At 48.4% G+C, this 17,708-nt stretch carries 15 protein-coding genes and 1 pseudogene; 7 read left to right on the top strand and 9 right to left on the bottom strand.

Annotated features, from left to right (window positions below; all coding sequences use genetic code 11):
- Window positions 1–138: 138 nt before the first annotated feature.
- From MIC7113_RS14170 to MIC7113_RS36370, 3 genes are all read left to right on the top strand, one after another.
- Window positions 139–1,338, top strand: a complete 1,200-nt coding sequence (locus MIC7113_RS14170; protein ID WP_015182863.1) for an FAD-dependent monooxygenase — start codon at window positions 139–141, stop codon at window positions 1,336–1,338.
- Between the two features lie 107 nt (window positions 1,339–1,445).
- Window positions 1,446–4,205 carry a DNA mismatch repair protein MutS gene (gene mutS / locus MIC7113_RS14165; protein WP_015182862.1) on the top strand — a complete coding sequence of 920 codons (2,760 nt, stop codon included), beginning with the start codon at window positions 1,446–1,448 and terminating at the stop codon, window positions 4,203–4,205.
- Window positions 4,206–4,249: 44 nt separating this feature from the next.
- Window positions 4,250–4,405: a hypothetical protein gene (locus tag MIC7113_RS36370; protein WP_155897998.1), complete on the top strand. Its 156-nt coding sequence runs from the start codon at window positions 4,250–4,252 to the stop codon at window positions 4,403–4,405.
- A 14-nt stretch (window positions 4,406–4,419) separates the two neighbouring features.
- On the opposite strand, the gene MIC7113_RS14160 is transcribed toward MIC7113_RS36370, so the two are convergent.
- The 4 genes from MIC7113_RS14160 to MIC7113_RS14145 form a co-directional block, all read right to left on the bottom strand.
- Window positions 4,420–5,754, bottom strand: a complete 1,335-nt coding sequence (locus tag MIC7113_RS14160) for a hemolysin family protein (protein WP_041780058.1) — start codon at window positions 5,752–5,754, stop codon at window positions 4,420–4,422.
- Between the two features lie 88 nt (window positions 5,755–5,842).
- Window positions 5,843–6,433, bottom strand: coding sequence for a hypothetical protein (locus MIC7113_RS14155; RefSeq protein ID WP_015182860.1), 591 nt, complete (start codon window positions 6,431–6,433; stop codon window positions 5,843–5,845).
- A gap of 432 nt (window positions 6,434–6,865) precedes the next feature.
- A complete protein-coding gene (locus MIC7113_RS14150; protein ID WP_015182858.1) occupies window positions 6,866–7,573 on the bottom strand; it encodes a metallophosphoesterase family protein in 708 nt (235 codons plus the stop codon).
- Between the two features lie 122 nt (window positions 7,574–7,695).
- Window positions 7,696–9,789 (bottom strand): PAS domain-containing sensor histidine kinase, encoded by a 2,094-nt coding sequence (locus tag MIC7113_RS14145; RefSeq protein WP_015182857.1) that lies wholly within the window; start codon window positions 9,787–9,789, stop codon window positions 7,696–7,698.
- Between the two features lie 293 nt (window positions 9,790–10,082).
- Between MIC7113_RS14145 and MIC7113_RS34745 the strand changes: the two are divergent.
- Window positions 10,083–10,208, top strand: a pseudogene (locus MIC7113_RS34745) (zinc ribbon domain-containing protein); the annotation flags it as partial.
- A 183-nt stretch (window positions 10,209–10,391) separates the two neighbouring features.
- Window positions 10,392–10,592 (top strand): hypothetical protein, encoded by a 201-nt coding sequence (locus MIC7113_RS14140; protein WP_015182856.1) that lies wholly within the window; start codon window positions 10,392–10,394, stop codon window positions 10,590–10,592.
- A gap of 445 nt (window positions 10,593–11,037) precedes the next feature.
- Here MIC7113_RS14140 and MIC7113_RS14135 read toward each other — a convergent pair whose 3' ends face one another.
- From MIC7113_RS14135 to MIC7113_RS36365, 4 genes are all read right to left on the bottom strand, one after another.
- Window positions 11,038–11,286: a helix-turn-helix domain-containing protein gene (locus tag MIC7113_RS14135; RefSeq protein WP_015182855.1), complete on the bottom strand. Its 249-nt coding sequence runs from the start codon at window positions 11,284–11,286 to the stop codon at window positions 11,038–11,040.
- Between the two features lie 120 nt (window positions 11,287–11,406).
- Window positions 11,407–12,522 carry a GDSL-type esterase/lipase family protein gene (locus MIC7113_RS14130; RefSeq protein WP_015182854.1) on the bottom strand — a complete coding sequence of 372 codons (1,116 nt, stop codon included), beginning with the start codon at window positions 12,520–12,522 and terminating at the stop codon, window positions 11,407–11,409.
- Between the two features lie 84 nt (window positions 12,523–12,606).
- Window positions 12,607–14,808 carry a HEAT repeat domain-containing protein gene (locus MIC7113_RS14125; RefSeq protein WP_155897997.1) on the bottom strand — a complete coding sequence of 734 codons (2,202 nt, stop codon included), beginning with the start codon at window positions 14,806–14,808 and terminating at the stop codon, window positions 12,607–12,609.
- 422 nt (window positions 14,809–15,230) lie between these two features.
- Window positions 15,231–15,389: a hypothetical protein gene (locus MIC7113_RS36365; protein ID WP_155897996.1), complete on the bottom strand. Its 159-nt coding sequence runs from the start codon at window positions 15,387–15,389 to the stop codon at window positions 15,231–15,233.
- A gap of 50 nt (window positions 15,390–15,439) precedes the next feature.
- On the opposite strand from MIC7113_RS36365, the gene galT reads away from it, so the two are divergent.
- Window positions 15,440–16,444, top strand: coding sequence for a galactose-1-phosphate uridylyltransferase (galT, locus tag MIC7113_RS14120; protein ID WP_015182851.1), 1,005 nt, complete (start codon window positions 15,440–15,442; stop codon window positions 16,442–16,444).
- Between the two features lie 12 nt (window positions 16,445–16,456).
- Here galT and MIC7113_RS14115 read toward each other — a convergent pair whose 3' ends face one another.
- Window positions 16,457–17,074: a hypothetical protein gene (locus MIC7113_RS14115; protein WP_015182850.1), complete on the bottom strand. Its 618-nt coding sequence runs from the start codon at window positions 17,072–17,074 to the stop codon at window positions 16,457–16,459.
- Window positions 17,075–17,386: 312 nt separating this feature from the next.
- Here MIC7113_RS14115 and MIC7113_RS14110 point away from each other — a divergent pair, with 312 nt between their 5' ends.
- Window positions 17,387–17,638, top strand: a complete 252-nt coding sequence (locus tag MIC7113_RS14110; protein ID WP_015182849.1) for a helix-turn-helix domain-containing protein — start codon at window positions 17,387–17,389, stop codon at window positions 17,636–17,638.
- Window positions 17,639–17,708 lie beyond the last annotated feature (70 nt).

Raw genomic sequence — 17,708 nt, 5'->3', positions numbered from 1 at the left:
GGTATTATAGCTTCTTTGATTAGTGTGATCGCCGAAAAAGTAAACCGTTAAACCGTAGGCTACTCACCAGCAAGTTGTAAAGCACGGTTATACAGAGAAGTTTGGTATTCTGAAGTCATTCAATGCAGTTTTAACGTGATGACTCAGGTTGTAATTGTCGGGGCTGGGCCTGCTGGTGCAACGCTTGCACTGCTTCTCGTCAAACGAGGCATCGCCGTCAAACTGATTGAATCCTCCCGTAACTTCCGCAGAGTGTTTCGCGGTGAGGGACTGATGCCTAGTGGGCTAGATGCTCTAGAACAGATGGGATTATCGTCTGTGCTAGAACACATCCCTCATCGACCTTTAGATGCCTGGGAAGTCCTGATCGAGAACCGATTTCTGTTTCGAGTTGATGAGCCGATCGAACCGGGTGGTAAGCCCTGCACCCTTGTCTCACAGCCAGCTTTCCTGGAAGCCGTGATCGACCAGGCAACCACTTATCCCAATTTTGAGTTTATCCCCGGCAGTCCTGTGCAAGATTTGCTGTGGAGCGATCGCCGGGTTTCGGGCGTGAAGCTGGGTGACGATCGCTCTATTTCTGCCAATCTAGTCATTGGCGCAGATGGTCGTAATTCCCTTGTTCGGCAGCGAGTCAACATACCTTTAGAGCAACAGTCTGGAAGCTTTGATATTCTTTGGTTTAAATTGGCGGATAGTCCACGCTTTGAATCCGAAAATGTATTTTATTCGATTGTGCGCGATCGCGATGCATTTGGGCTGTTTTGCTCTTCCGAGGGGAATCTTCAGATAGGCTGGGCACTCCATGAGGATGACCGAATAGACTGGAAACAAGCCGATTGGCCTGATATTTTGGCTTCTGCATCGCCCCCCTGGTTAGCCCAACATATCCGGACTCATGCAGAAATGATGGAGCGACCTGTTCTATTATCCGTTGTCGTTGGGCGTTGTCCGCGTTGGTATGCACCAGGATTACTGTTACTGGGCGATGCGGTTCACCCGATGTCACCGATTCGCGCCCAAGGTATCAATATGGCTTTGCGGGATGTGATTGTTGCAGCCAATCATCTAGTTCCCCTGTTGCGTGAGGGAGCAACAGATGCGGCAATTGATGCCGTCTTGCCACAGATTCAAGTTGAGCGGGAGCCGGAAATTATTCGAGCGCAGCAGCTTCAAAGTCAGGAAGCGGCTCAGGCTGAGCTATTGCGTAAAAACGCACTATTGCGATGGGGGGCGAGTCAGCTAGCGCCCCTACTGGGCAAGGGCGTGAGGCATTCTTGGCTCTCTAGGCAGCGCCAGTTACGCCAAGGGGTAACGCAGATACAGTTAACTGTGTAACGCAAACCGCTGAGCCAAGCGCTATCCTATACAAACCTTTAAAGAAAAGACAGTCATCCCTACCATACGATAAAGTCGATAAGAACCTGGCCTATCACTGACTCTCCATGAGCGGATACCTCGAAGCATCTACCTCTCCCAATGAACCTAACGGTGCTAACCCAATTCGCGCTACCGAAAGGGCATTAAGCGTCGCGGCCGAAAATGCAGACCATCACACGGTGGATCGAACTAAACTGACACCGATGATGCAGCACTTCGTGGAGGTAAAAGAGCAGTATCCTCATGCACTGTTGCTTTATCGGGTTGGGGACTTTTATGAAACCTTCTTTCAGGATGCCCGAAGACTAGCGGAAGAACTGGAACTCGTCTTAACCAGTAAGGATGCTGGGAAAGGGATTGGGCGAGTCTATATGACGGGAGTTCCCCACCACGCCTTGGATCGCTATTGTCGGCTGTTGGTGGAAAAAGGATTTGCGATCGCAATTTGTGACCAAGTCGAAGATGCGGCGGTTGCGGCGAAAGAAGGGCGACAAGTGCGGCGTGAAGTTACGCAAATCCTTACCCCAGGTACGTTGCTGGATGAGGGAATGCTGGCAGCGCGGCGCAATAACTTCCTCGCGGCTATGGTGATGGCGGGAAATCATTGGGGTTTGGCGTATGCCGATATTTCCACAGGAGAATTCCTCACTACGCAATCAACGGAGTTAGAACTGCTGGTGCAGGAGCTCATGCGCTTGCAACCCTCAGAAGTGCTGATTCCCACCAATGCCCCTGATTTAATTAGTATGCTGCGACCGGGCGAGAAATCCCAGCATCTGCCCGAGTGTTTGCCGAATTCATTTTGCTATACCTTTCGTCCCCAATCGCCCTTTTCTCCAGCCGAAGCCAGACAAAGAATTATAGAACGGTTTAGGGTGCGATCGCTCGAAGGGATGGGTTGCGAACATCTTCCCCTAGGTGTCCGTGCGGCTGGGGGTTTGCTGGAATATTTGGAAGATACCCAAAAAGAGAATTATGTCGCGCTTCAGTGCTTACGCACTTATACCATTGCCGATTACTTAATTCTCGACCATCAAAGTCGCCGCAATCTGGAAATTACCGCGACAGTTCGGGATAACACCTTTCATGGTTCCCTACTGTGGGCATTGGATAAAACTCACACCGCCATGGGGGGTAGGGCGTTACGTCGTTGGTTGTTGCAACCCCTTTTGGATATTAAAGGGATTCGGGCGCGGCACGATACGATTCAGGAATTGGTAGAAAATCCTGGACTACGGGAAGATTTGCGGCAATTATTGCGCGGTATCTATGACTTAGAACGGCTGACGGGACGTGCGGGTTCAGGTAAGGCGAATGCGCGAGATTTAGTAGCATTAGCTGATTCTCTTTTAAAATTACCAGAACTGGCAGAGCTTGCCGCCTATGGTTCCTCTCCCTACTTAAAAGCTTTGCAGAAAGTGCCGCCCCAATTGGAACAGTTAGGGCAAAAACTCCGTGCCAATTTGATGGAATCGCCTCCTTTACATTTGATGGAAGGGAACTTGATTCGAGTGGGGATTAATCCTCAGTTGGATGAGATGCGGGAAACGGCAAAAGGTGACCAAGAATGGATTGCCAATTTGGAAGTGACGGAGAGAGAACGCACGGGGATTTCTAACTTGAAGGTGGGGTTTAATAAAGCGTTCGGTTACTACATTAGTATTACTCGGAGTAAGGCAGACCAGGTTCCGATTAATTATATTCGCAAGCAAACGCTAACCAATGAGGAGCGTTTTATTACCCCGGAGTTGAAGGAACGGGAAGCGCGAATTCTGACGGCACGGGAAGATTTAAATCGTTTGGAATACGAGATTTTTGTGGAGTTAAGAACACAGGTAGGGGAACTCTCGGAAGAGATTCGCAATGTGTCTCGTGCGGTGGCGGCTGTTGATGTTTTGTGTGGTTTGGCAGATGTGGCGGTGTATCAAGGATATTGCCGTCCCAATATGGTGGAAGGGCGGGAAATTAGGATTATTGATGGGCGTCATCCGGTGGTGGAACAGTCTTTGCCGACTGGGTTTTTTGTACCAAATTCGGCTTATTTAGGAGGGGAGTCAGTCGATCCCCCCCAACCCCCGATCCCCCCGCCTGCGGCACCCCCCTTAAAAAGGGGGGCAAGGGGGGAGAAGAGTTTAGAACGTCCGGATTTGATTATTTTGACGGGGCCGAATGCCAGTGGGAAGAGTTGTTATTTGCGGCAGGTGGGGTTGATTCAGTTGATGGCACAAACCGGGAGTTTTGTGCCGGCGGCGTCGGCGACTTTAGGAATATGCGATCGCATTTTTACGCGGGTGGGTGCGGTGGATGATTTGGCGACGGGTCAATCGACGTTTATGGTGGAGATGAATGAAACGGCGAATATCCTTAACCATGCGACGGCTAAATCTCTGGTTCTTCTCGATGAAATTGGCAGAGGTACGGCAACCTTTGATGGTCTTTCTATTGCTTGGTCGGTGGCAGAATATTTAGCAACTGAGATTCAATCACGGACAATTTTTGCTACCCATTATCACGAACTGAATGAACTTGCTTCGCTGCTACCCAATGTTGCTAACTATCAGGTAACGGTGAAAGAATTAGCGGATGAAATTGTGTTTTTGCACCAAGTTCAACCCGGTGGGGCGGATAAGTCTTATGGAATTGAAGCAGGGCGTTTAGCGGGGTTACCCACATCTGTGATTCAACGGGCAAAGCAGGTGATGAAGCAAATTGAAAAGCACAGCAAAATTGCAGTTGGGCTGCGTAAAGGAATTCAAAACAAGCCACCTGTGCCGGATGCTGCTCAAGCCGCACCCATGGAACAGTTAGATATTTTTAGTGAATAATGACCGCTAGTGGTAGGGCGGGCTAAGCGCATACTATCTTACTATTGAGTTGCACTATTGAGTTGCCGATTCTTCAGAGGGTCGTGATTCAAGATAGCACGGGTAGCGATCGCGATGTGGTTCAGGCGTTAGTCGATCAACTTCAAGCGGTGGGCTACACAAATTGTCAAGCCCAAACAAAGCCCAAGCTAGCTTTATAAGGTTCAAATATGTCCTAACCACTAAGCGCGTTACGCGACCCAAAAGAATCCTTTGAAATCGGCATAACCAGCACCTTATCGACTCGGTTTCCATCCATATCTACCACTTCAAAACGCAACTGACGCCATTCAAAATAATTGCCGGAAGTGGGAATATGCCCCACCTGCGAAATCACAAAGCCACCCAATGTATGATATCCACCTCCTTCTTCTCCAGGTAGCTTCTCAACATCGAGGCGTTCTTTCAATTCGTATATGGGTAACATTCCATCCAACAACCACGAACCATCGGCGCGTTGCACCACTTGCGGTTCTGTCTGCTCATCAACTGAGGGCACTTCACCCACAATCGCTTCCAAAATATCGTTGAGCGTGACCAATCCCTGAACAATATCGTATTCGTCCACTACCAGTGCTATATGCAGACCTGATTGCTTGAATAGCTCCAAGACCTTCAGAGCATTTATACTTTCGGGTACAACAATTGGCTGTCGCAATGAAGCTGTTAGATTGATCGGCTGACCTTCCGAAGTACAGACAAATAAATCTTTGATTTGCACTACACCAAGGACGTTATCAAGACTGCCAGAGCAAACGGGAAAACGAGAATAGACACTATTATTTATTTTGCGTCGGTTCTCTTCGGGGCTATCGTCAACGTCAAGCCAAGCAAGCCGTCTGCGGGGCGTCATCAATGCATTGACACGCAACTCCTCCAGGTTGAACACCCGTTCTAGCATTTCTTGCTCGGTTGCCTTAAACATCCCAGCTTGGGTACCTTGCTCGATCAAAACTCGGATTTCTTCTTCTGTGATGGGTGGCTCTGTAGAGGTTCGGATGCCTAAGAGCCGAACAACCGCATCAGTCGAGACGCTCAACAGATAGACGACTGGAGCCGTTAGCCTCGACAAGAGACTCATTGGGGAGGCGACAGCCAAGGCGATGCGTTCGGGGCTATTCAATGCCAGCCGCTTAGGCACCAGTTCCCCAATCACCAGTGAAAGATAGGTAATGCACGCAATCACAATACCGAGACTGAGGCTTTCGCTGTAGGGCGCAAGCAACGGCACCAAGTTCAAGATGCCCACCAGTTTTGAAGCGATAGTGGCTCCACCAAAGGCACCAGTCATGATACCGATGAGGGTGATACCAATCTGAACCGTGGAGAGGAAGCGATTCGGCGCATTGGCGACTTCTAGCGCCGTGCGTGCTTTGGCATCACCCTCATTGGCTAATTGTTGCAGCCGTGCTTTGCGTGCTGAAACAAGAGCCGTCTCTGACATGGAAAAGACGCCGTTAGCAATAATCAGGAGGAGAATAAACAGAATTTCAAACGTCACAGCCGTTATTTCTTCGCTTCACTTCATACTCATTTATACAAGCTATGTTACTTTTTTTCCTGAAAATTGAGCTACAGACTGAAAGACAGCACATCAATTACATTTTCATGAATGGATTAAATGTCTTTCCCAGAAAGTAAAATAAAGGTGGAAGCTGCATGGGTGGGAAGTCTTTACGGTAAAAAATGTAATTATCCTTAGTTCCCACTAAATAAAATTGTTCTCCCTTTTTGATGACTTCTATGGCGTAGTAAATTAGGTCTTCTTCCAACTGAAAGATATGACAAAGCCTATAAAAATTAGCTTCTATAATCTTTCTGGATATTAAATCTTGTATAAACTGCTCAGCCTTCTTTTTGTTCTCAATATTAGTAGCCGACTGGGCATGGATAAAAAAAAATTGGATAAACCAACCTACATAGCAATAAACCCATTCTTCCGGAGTTAATGCCATTCTCTCCTTAAAACCAACAAAACTCCAAGTGGTCGGCCCTGTAAAACCAATACCTTCTAACCCACTCTTTAGCCTGTATTTAATCAAAAAAATTCTTACAGGTTTTTCTTCTAAAGGCCAACTGATGTCTCGCTCATCAATAATCTCCTGCTTGATTGGCTTCTCCCCAAAGTTTTTGGATAACCATTCAGCCATTTGATTGAATGCCCATCGCTGCTCTTTCCGTTGTTTCACAGCGTCCTTTTACCATTGTTGATTAGTCTTCTTATTCCATTGTAGTATTTTTGTAATATAATTAGCCAGAATTCTAAAAATTTTTCTCAAGATATGCCCTACTGACCCCAGCATTTTTCCTGACTCCTCTAAAGCAGATTCATTTAATAAATCTAGTAGTTCCCCCTACTCACTTGCCTGAACCGATAGCACAGGATAATTACCTAAAAATAACGCATCAAAAATCGCCCTTCTACTAGTATTTGAAAAGTAAGGTGTAGAAGAGACTGTCTTAGTTTAGACCCAATCTGTGAAGAGATGGTTCAAATTAACTTCAATTCTTCTGTGTGCCAATCCGGATAAATATCCAGGACAAAGGAAAAACATTCATCGCGTTTGAGTAAACGGCTATTACCCAATCCGAATCTATAACCTCCTTAATATCATTGAAGGCTACCGGTACCATCGTCGCCGACGTTGTTCGTCTTGCTTGCCCGTGATCAAGATGTTGCCAGACTCATCACACACCCCAGCTTTACCGACTCCATGAACTCGAATTTGGCTATCGCAAATTCTCCGACTATACTGTTCGTGGTGATGACCATGTACGACTGTTTTGACCCCAAGCGCTAGAGCTAAATGATCAAGTTCTTTAAATCCGTAGCGATGGCAGGAAGGCGCTTCATGGGTCACTAAGATATCCGCTCGTTCGTCCCAAAGTGCCTCATATTGTTGCCAAAATATCGTGACATGATGCTTGCGGGGGATACCATCGCGCCAACGGTCTTTTTTGGCACAGGCAAACAATAGTTCTTTGTGGCTGCGAAATTTCGGTTGAGCGGGTGGCATCCAAATTTTTTCACGAAACACACCACCTAAACCCGCGACTCGCTTGCCATCAATTTCGACAACACGACCATGTAGATTGCGATCGCCTAGTTTTGAAGCAAACAGGTGATCGTACCAACAATCTCGGTCGCCGTCATGATTGCCAGGGATAAACCAAACTTCAGTTTTGTCAATGATGGCGGAAACTTCTTGTTCAAGCGATCGCTCTAAATCGAGATCGCCCAGCAAAATCACCGCTTGTGGAGTATAAGCCTCCACAGCCCTGATAATCGGTTTGAAATCCCCGTGGGGGTCTCCGCCAAAAAGAATCATCTGAAGTATGAACTACGAAGTATAAAGTATAAAAAAATGGGTGTGAGCTAAGAGCCTGAACCTCCAAATTCTGGGCGGGATGAAAATTCATCCTTTCTCCTTTACACTTCATCCTTCATCCTTTATGCCTTGACACGCTTCTGGAAGTATTTAGGCCATGTAAAGCGGAAGGTCGCTCCCGCCCCAAGTTCGGATTCGACCCACACCTGCCCGCCTCGACTCTCGACAATCTTTTTCACGACGGAGAGTCCGATGCCTGTTCCTTCCACTTTATCTCGTGCTTCTAGCCTTTGGAAAATCACCCAAATCTTCTCATGGTACTCTGGTGCAATTCCTGGCCCATTGTCTGCGATCGCAAACTCATAGTACCGTCCCACGTCTCGAACACTAACCTGGATACGGGCATGGGGACACTGAGCATACTTGATGGCATTGCCAATTAAATTGATCAAGACCTGTTCTAGGGGTATCTTTTCCGTCTTCAGTGTCGGCATTCCTGGTTCAACCACCATTAAAATATCTGGGGATGGGGCGATCAGTTCCATCACTTCAGCGATTAAAACCGCGACATCCACCCGTTCCACCTGTTGCACGCGACCTGCACGGGAATATTGCAATATTCCGTCAATTAGGTCTGTCATGCGTTGTACCCGTCCGCGCAACAACCTTAAATGTTCACGGGAGTCGTCCTGAATTTGGTCGCCTAAGTCTTCCTCAATCCACTCCGAGAGGGTTGAGATCGCACGCAAGGGGGCTTTGAGGTCATGAGAGGTGATATAAGCAAACTGATCGAGTTCCTGGTTGGAGCGCTCTAGCGATCGCGTCAGTTCAGCCAGTTCCTCGGCTTTTTTCTCAATTTCTTGCCGCGCCTGCACTTGCTCGGTGACTTCCACCGCATGGGTCATAATTCCATAAACGTTGCCCTCGCCATCAACCAACGGTTGATAAACGAAATTCCAAAAGCTCTCTTCCAATTTGCCATCATCATTGCGGTCAAATACAGCCGGCATTTCCTTACCGATAAACGGTTCACCCGTGGCATAAACCTGATCTAACAACTCAAAAAAGCCCTGCCCTTCCAACTCCGAGAACGCCTCACGGACGGGTTTGCCCACCAAATCCCGCTTCCCCGTCAGTTTGATGTACAGGGAGTTAGCCGTTTCCGTGATATGGTTAGACCCGCGAGTCACTTGAATGGCGGCTGGGGCTTGCATAAACACCCACTGGAGTGCCGCACGGGCGGCTTGCGCTTCACATAACGCGCTATCCCGTGCCGCTTCGACTTGCTTACGTTGGGTAATATCCGTGTGTACGCCCACCCATTCCCGAATGCTGCCGTCGGGTTCCAACACAGGTACAGCACGAGCACTCATATAGCGATACTCACCGTCATTACGCCGCACACGATGCTCGACTTGGTAAAGGGTACGGTTGGCAAGAGCCTCACGCCATGCCTGTGCGGTATGAGTTCGATCGGCGGGATGAATGGCATTGAGCCATCCCCATCCTTGGTATTCTGCATAAGTCTGCCCGGTGAAGGCACTCCATCGAGCCTGTTCGGTGACCAATTCTCCTTCGGCATTCGTGTCCCAGATGATGGGAGAAGTCGCCTCAACCAGGGAACGGTAGCGTTCTTCGCTCTGGCGGAGGGCTTTTTGCACCCTTTCCAGTTCACTACGTTCCTCCCGTTCACGCAACAGTTGCTGAGTTCTCTGTTGTGCTTCTTTCTCTTGGGTGATATCAACCATGACACCTCGCAGCCGCTTAGCGCAACCGTTTTCGTCACACACCACGCGGACTAAATCTTTGAGCCACACTACGCGACCATCTGCGGCGATCGCTCTATACTCGAATTGATGGTCTTTTGCAGCCTGAGTTGCCGTTACGCAGAAATGAATGCACCACTCCCGGTCTTCGGGATGGAGTAATTGGTCTTGCCAAAATTGAGGTTGATCGAACCACTGGCTGATGGGATAACCCAGAATATCTTGGGCGCGATCGCTCACAAACGTGAATTTCCACGTCAAAGCGTCCATCTCCCAGATGATCACATCGAGTCCTTGCACCAAATCAACATAGCTCTCTGGGTGTAGAAGTAACGATGTAGGGGGCGATTCTTCTATATTCTGCATCGTCTCCTTGGCTTGGGCTTGAGTACACACTCTTGTCGCCCAGTTACTGTTTTGTGGTGCGATCGTCAACTCGGTCTCGCACATCCTTACTTTCAGTCTCCTAAGTGGCTTGAGATGACTTCCGGAAGTCTTAAGTTTTTTAGGCTTTAAGAAAAACAGAATTCAAGGCGTCATTGCAAATGATGACGCCTTAATAATTCACAAGCTGAGGCTGCTAACTGGTTAACACGGGCATCGGCTTGCCAGTCAGAGTCAGTTTAGGCAAGACTAACAATTTTGCCGCCGGAATATATCTAGCTCAGGTCTGAAGAATAGACTTCTGGCATAAGTGCTTGACCGAAATTAATGGGACACAAGCTGCGTAACTATTGCTCCGCAGTCGCTGGGAACCAACAAGCCAAAGTTGTTCGGATTGTGGTTATAAATGGGGAAACATTGATTTGTCAGTGCGTTCGATACTTTGCTTAGGCTGTGGTAGCGAACACGATAGAGACGAGAACGCATATATATCATAAAATTAATCAAAAGGCAAACAATCTTGAAGCAGGGTTGTGTAAATTTACTTTTCTCAACAAAGTCATCTAAAAATATTTAAACTTCATTGCAAAGTCAGCGATACGCTAGTAAGGACGTGATAACTTCTATTGATGTTGATCAAGCGTGCAGTGATAAGAAAGGAGGACACTTTGGATTTGCATTCTGCTCAAGCCACCAACGAGTTTTTTCGTGAAGATATTAGTGAGTACGTGGCTCAACTTCAGCTTCACATGGCGTTGCAAGCCCGTAACTTAGTGCCGACCCTCACAAAAGCCAAGGATAGCCGAGAGCAACTATTACAGCAAACCCAAGCCAATATTGAAAAGCTTGTCTCGCGACAGGTCATTTAAAAATCCGTGTGAGAAAGCTCCGCTTCATCCGCGAAGGAAGCGTGAGTGGTAAGCGCGGTAACAGTTTTATGAAGCCAACACACAGTCCCATGCGCTGAAAAACCAAAGAATAGCGCGTGGGACTCTCGTATTTCAAAAGTTAAACTTTTATCATACCGCCGAGAAGACTCCCGCCACAGCAACCGATGAGACGGGTAAGCGCAGGGGAAAATTAGTCGAGTTCAGTCCAAAAATTACTAATACTCCATCGGATAACCGTACTATAGTGACACTTATGTCCAAAATTAAATGGAGAAGTTAAAAAAGACTTGAGCCTGCGAATATCACAACTGTGTTAGCGCAGGAGGATGTCATGCTGAGTTGCGTTCATACGTAGTACTTTCTCTCCCTTGTCCCCCTTGTCCTCCTTGTCCTTCTATCTACTACCTTTGAGTGCAACTTGGTATCACTCTCTTAAATATTGTTCCAGCAAATCCTTTCGGCGCTCACCAATCTGCCGCAACTGCTTCTCGATTTTTTTGATCGCCAAGGGTGAAGGTTTGGCGAGTCCATTTTCCCATCGGCTAACGGTTGGGTAAGTAACACCTAACGCTGCCCCGAATTTGGATTGTGTTAACCCTGTCTCGATACGGAGTTCACGGATGAGCTTGCCAATGGCTGGCTGGTTTGTCACTAAAGGTGTTTTAATTGCCATAAGACTTAGGTAGAGCGAACGTTGGTTAAATAGGCTATATTCTAGGGTTCAAAGAGCAGCCGTGCGATCAGGAAACTTAGGGAGAATACGCCCTGATCAGCCATTGGGCAAAATTGGGGTTCAGGAGCGATCGCTTAATTTCCTTGTTCTCTCTGCCCGCTTAGCTGCCAGGGCGGATTCCGCATACTGTAATCCTTTTTGCCAAACCTCATAGCCCTGATGGCTCAAATGAATGCCATCCGTCGTCAATTCCTGCCGCATCTCGCCTTGCTCATCCGTAAACAAGGGGTGGAGATTGAGAAAACCGGCTCCTTCTCGTTGAGCAATCCCGGCAATTTGTTGGTTGAGGTTACGAATGCGCTCATTACTAATCGCATTTAAGCGGGCGGGAAGAATGGACTGCAAAACCACTTGCCCTCGTGGGTGATTCTGACGCAAGCGTTGCACAATCTGACGTAAGTTATTCAGAATCACATCATCCGCTACACCCTGACGTAAGTCATTAATGCCAGCCAAAACATAAATTGTATCCGGTTGCGTTTGGGCAAAAGCCGATAATCGCCTGCGAATTTGACCGGAATTTTCCCCAGAAATGCCTTGATTCAGCCAAAGTTGACGCCCTGGAAGTCGTTGTGAGGGGAACCACAGAGTGAGTGAATCTCCTAATAAAATCGTCAGACGATTAGCACCCTGTCCTTTGGCAACGGCTTTGGCCTCTTGTTCTAGAAGACGTTTCCACTGCTCATGAGTGGGTGAGGGTAACGGTTGTGCCTTGGTATGAGTTCCCTTTGCCCACAAAGACTGGAAGCTGTCAGCCGGCAAGCGTGTAAATAGTGTACCCGCTTTCAAAGCCGCCAATCGTTGAAGATACAGTTGGCTACCAGAGGTGGGAAATAGAGCCGTGAACTGAGGCTTGGGCAAAACTGGCAGATTCGTCGTATCTTGTTGTGTCGCCTCTTGAGCCTCACTGGGGATGAGGATGGGGGTAAGCGATTGTGAAACGGGTTGTGTACGCCATTGGGCTGGACTGGGCGATGGCGGACTGAACTCAGCAGAGACTGTTTCGACAAGGGGGACAATCTCAGGAGTGACAACCGATTTAAATAGCTTAGCGGTCGTTGACACTAACAAGGTAGACAGCTCATCGAGTTGGCGCAGGGGTAGCGCCGGGGGGGGCGGCGCACAGATGGGTCCCACGCTGATTACACTGGCTGCCAGCAGATAAGGATCGCTCATATCAGTGACTCCATCACACTCTCTTCCCTTTTGACAGGGATTAGGAGTGGTAGTCAGGAAACTTGTACAGAAATGATCGGGAAATCAAGGCGCAGCGATGTGATGGTTGTAGTAGCCACAGCGCTTTTGAATTAATGCGATCGCATTCAGTAAAGTACTCAGCTCATAAGTATCCACCGTAGTTAGGAGCATGGAGGATAGAGCCGGTAATAATTCGGGCCGCCCCATTCTGCCCAAGGCTTCAGCCGCCGTATAACGAACCCGAAAATCTTCATCTCTCAAGGCTTGCTCCAGCGCCAGCGCCGCTGTCTGTGAGCCAATCGTACCTAATGCGGAGGTTGCCATCCAACGCACCCAAGAATCTTGATCGCTCAAGGCGGGCACTAGTGCTTCTACCGCCGTCTTGGAGTGGATCGAGCCTAAGGCATAAGCCGCTCTTCCCCGCAGTTGAGAGTCTTCTTCGGTCAAGGCACTACGGAGTAAGACTACCGCTGTATCTGAGCCGCTTTCCCCTAAGGCTTGAACGGCGATTAAACGCACCTCTGAGTCCTCATCTCTCAAGGCGATTCGTAGTGCGGCTACAGCGGACTCCGTGCCAATTCTTCCTAACCCAGAAGCAGCCCGACAACGTACTTCCGTGTCATTATCTCTTAAAGCCTGCCGCAGGGCAGCGACAGCCGCCTCCGTGCCAATTTTTCCGAGTGCCTCGGCGGCTTTGCGGCGAACTCCAAAGTCTTCATCGTACAGAGATTGTCTCAGTCCTGGCACGCCTGCCTGGGAGCCAATTTTCCCCAACGCCTCGGCGGCTTTTTCTCGAACTTCAAAGTTTTCATCACTCAACGATTGTTGCAAGGCAGCTACACCGAGTTCAGAGCCTACTTTCCCTAAACCATAAGCCGCACTTAAACGCACCCAAGCATCTTGATCATTTAAAGCGAGGCGCAATGCGGTTACGGCGGCTGGACTTAAAGCCGCTTCTGGGTCATCTGTCCTTTCAGAGGTCGCCACAGAGGTACCGATTCGCCCTAACGCCCAAGCTGCTGTTCTCCGAACATAGGCATCTTCATCGCTCAAGGCTCTCTGCAATCCCACCAATCCTACCTCAGAGCCGATATAACCCAATGCTTCGGCGGCGGTTCTGCGAACGTAAGAGTCTTCATCACTTAAAGCTTGCTGCAATGCCACAAGCGCCGCATCAGAATTCGTAGACCCTAAGCCTAAAGCGGCTTTCTCACGCACTCGATAATTTTGATCATTTAAGGCTCGTTGCAGTGCGGCGATGGCTGTCTCAGTCCCAATCGACCCTAATGCTAATGCAGCTCTTCCCCGCACGCGGTAGTCGGGGTGGTCTAAAGCCTCCTGTAAAGCTGCCACGGCTGTTTCTGATCCAATTGCCCCTAAAGCTGAGGTGACGATGCCCCGAAAATCAAAGTTTTCATGGTTAACGGAGCGCCGTAATACCGCAACAGCGGCTTCCGTGCCGATTTTCCCTAAGGCGTGAGCGGCTGTCTCGCGCACTCGATAAACTTCATCGTTGAGGGCTTGCTCCAACACGGCAACGGCTGCCTCTGTGCGGATTTGACCCAAGGCTGAAGCCGCTCTCCCCCGTAAATCAAGGTTGTTATGGTTCAAGGCTTGTGCTAGCGCTGCTACGGATGCCTCAGAGCTGATGGTACCCAGTGCCAAGGCAGCACTTTCTCGCACCTGATACTCTGGGTCATCCAATGCTCGCCTGAGTGCTGCCACTCCTGACTCATTGCCGATTTGCCCTAACTCGTAAGCGGCCTGGGAGCGAACTTCTGTATCTTGATGATTCAACACGGTTGAGAGCGCGGCTACGGCGGCAACAGACGCGATCGCACCTAACGCCTCTGTGGCACTACAGCGCACTCCAGAGTCTTGGGCATTCAACGTTTCCAGTAGAGGTGGAATGGCGATATCCGAACCTGTAAGGCCCAGAAGTTGAGTTTTGAGCAGCACAGGCATATCTAACCCCGCTAACCAGCCTACTGTTGCGGTGTGAAACTCCGATTTCACCGTTCCTGCGAGTCTTGCGCCGAGGCACCCATCCACCTCTAAGGCTAACTTGACCACTCGTAACGCCTGAGACTTCTCCTCCACCTGCTGCAAAGCCAGGATTAAGGGTTCTGTCCATTTCAGGTCGTTTAAATATTCATATTTAAGCTGCTCATCATTTAGATGAGGCAACTGCGCTCGAAGAGTGTTGGCTACTTCGGATAGCTGAAGCCGCTGCTGCTGAGATTCCATCGGGTTGGCGGTTTTCACACGGATAGCTCTAGTATGCGATTGCGCTAAGCGCACCGCCCAAGGGGCGATTGCTTAAATTTTCGTTTTTCCCTGGTAACGGCTCGTTTCTCGATCCTAGCAATGCTTCGCTTACTCTGCGGGAAAGGCTTCTAAAAAACAGGAGTGGAGATATCCACCAAAGCTTTAGTGACCGTGAGGAGGACAGAAGGAGAAATTCTTTTCATGTTTCTTTTATCTATAACGGGTGGATAAGCCCTTGTGAACTGCTCCTGATTTAAAAAATGTATCCCACTGCTAGGGCTCAGTTAGATATTCTTGTTAGAGAACTTACGCGTTTAGGAAAGCAGAGTCGGTACTCAAGCGTAGCAACGCTTTAGGGTATCGCCACAGCCCATCGTACCTTGAGCGCTGTCCAAAAAGAAGTGCTTGGCAACAGTCTGTTAATGATGACACTCCTGTTGAGGCTGACTTTCTCTTTTGATGTTGTGGATAGAAATCAGGGTTAGGGGAAGACGCTGAAACGCCACGGCGCTTGTTGGGTTGTTCACGATGTTTCCCGGATGGGGATAGTGTTTCTTCCTCCATAGTTTATCCTTCATACTTCAGATTAAATAGCAGTAATAACCAAAAAACTATTCAACTTTAGATTATGCAAGACGGTCAAATCAGGCTCAATAAAGTGACGAGAGAATGGGTGATTTATGCACCAGGTCGGCGTAAACGCCCCCAAGATTTTCAGAAAAAAAATAGTCAGACTCCACAACATCCAGTCAACCAGGAGCAAAAATGCCCTTTTTGTAGGGAACCGATGTTAGAGACGATTCTTCTGGAGATACCGAACAAGCAACAAACTTCTTGGCAAACGAGGGTAGTTCCTAACAAGTTTCCTGCCTTAACACCCCATGAACATACTCAGCGTTCCACTGAAGGAATTTATATCGCGATGCCCGGTTATGGTCAACATGAGTTGATTGTTGAAACTCCTGAACACGACAAAGACATCGCTACAATGTCACCAGAAGAAGTGGAGATTGTGATTGAAACTTATCACAAACGCTACCTCGATTTAATGGTAGCCCATGAGAATATGATGGCGATTATTTTTCGCAATCATGGTGAACGGGCGGGTGCTTCTTTAAAGCATCCTCACTCTCAGATTATCGTTACGGGTGTGGTTCCTCAGCATCGTCGATACCGAGAGGAACAGGCTCAGCGCTACTTTGATGTCTGGGGACGGTGTGTGTACTGCGACATTTTGGAGTTTGAATTGCAAAACCGCAGGCGAGTTGTTCAGGAGAATGACTCGTTTTTAGCCTTTGTTCCCTTTTCTGCCGAGGTTCCTTTTGAAACCTGGATTATGCCGAAAAATCATCAAGCTGATTTTGGCAGTATTTCTGAACAGGAAAAATCGGACTTTGCCTTAATTTTGCAGAGCATTCTGCGGAATTTGTACGATAAATTGAATGACCCTGATTACAACTACGTGATCAATACAGCGGCTCGCTACAAAGCGGAGGAACCTCAGGTACACTGGTATTGCCAAATTCAACCTCGCCTAACGACTCCGGCAGGTTTTGAGTTGGCAACAGGTATTAGTATTAACCCCTCTCTTCCAGAAATAGACGCCGATTTTTTAAATGGCTTGTCTTTATGAAAATTTCTATTGTCAAGGAAAAAACGTGGATGATTTAGGTAGTGGACAAGAGAAGAGTTGCTGCCAGCGCTGCTGCCACAATTGTGCAATCGCTCCTACCACCTCTGGCAAATCGGCAAATTCCTGGCTTTGGCGTTTCAGTTCTGGGGCTATATGCTCTAATCCCATACAGTCTCGGCAACAGTACAGAATTTGTTGCCAAGCTTTTTGCCATTCAACTCCTGCCTGCTGATGGGCTTTTACGGGTTTAAGCTGTTCTTCTTCTTGACGCAGGTGTTGCGCTTGTTGCGCCCAGGCGTTGCGCCACGGCTGCACGGCTTCGGGCTGTTTGTGGTTATCGTACCACTCTCGTTCAGTACGCAGTATTTCGCCCAACTGGTCGAGGTTGGCGCGTGAAGTGCAGCGCGCGATCGCTTCTAGCCCCTGTTTGATCCAAAGGGACAAGCGGCGATAACTGACGAATTTAGCACGAGATTCTACTAACTTCACCCAAATTTGGTGAGGCCAACACTCTAGGCGTTCGATTTGGTTCAGGGAAATTTTCAGCAAGGCGGCGACTTCCTCGCGTACTTGCTCTAAGGGTAATTGGGCAGGGTCAACGACCCCAGATGTAATTAAGTTCTGGGACATGGTAGATTGCTGATAGTGGGTGTTAAGGTAAGGCGATGCTCCTACGGAGCCGCTAGCGCTAACGCTGACACGGGCAAGTGAAGCAATCGCCGTACTTGTGACCAAATGGAAGAAGAGACTTGCCTGGTAATTATTGCTTCATAGGCACCCTTTGAACTCAATGGTGAGACACTTTTAGAGGAGACCAGTCAGCCGCGTTGTATCTTGAGGGAGCCAGCGAGACTGGGTGGTCTTTTTTGTGTCTTGATTAGCACTTTAGTGCAGAGTAATAATCCCTGTCAAGTACTAAAGTGCAAGTGCAATAGTGCTATTATGACTCCAGAGAAATCATCAGAAGATAAACCAACGTTAAAAGCACTTCGAGAAAGCGTTAACTTAACTCAGCCGGAGTTAAGTAGGCGAATGAACGTAGGGATAAGAATTATTGGTGATTGGGAAAGCGGGAGAAAAATTCCCCGTTTTGATAATGCGGTTGCTTTAGCGGGTGAGTTAGGGGTTTCCCTCAGGGTTCTGGCTAAAGTAATGGGACTAGACGTGAGCAAGATTCCCAATGATGAACTGTAGTCAGGTAATCTGTCAGGCGTGCGGGATTTATGTGTCGGGTGTACCGGATGATGAGGGTTAGGAGCGATCG

Source organism: Allocoleopsis franciscana PCC 7113 (assembly GCF_000317515.1).
In the GTDB taxonomy this organism is placed as follows: domain Bacteria; phylum Cyanobacteriota; class Cyanobacteriia; order Cyanobacteriales; family Coleofasciculaceae; genus Allocoleopsis; species Allocoleopsis franciscana.
Note: the sequence above shows the minus strand (reverse complement) of the source record. Positions and strands in the feature narration are given on the sequence as shown.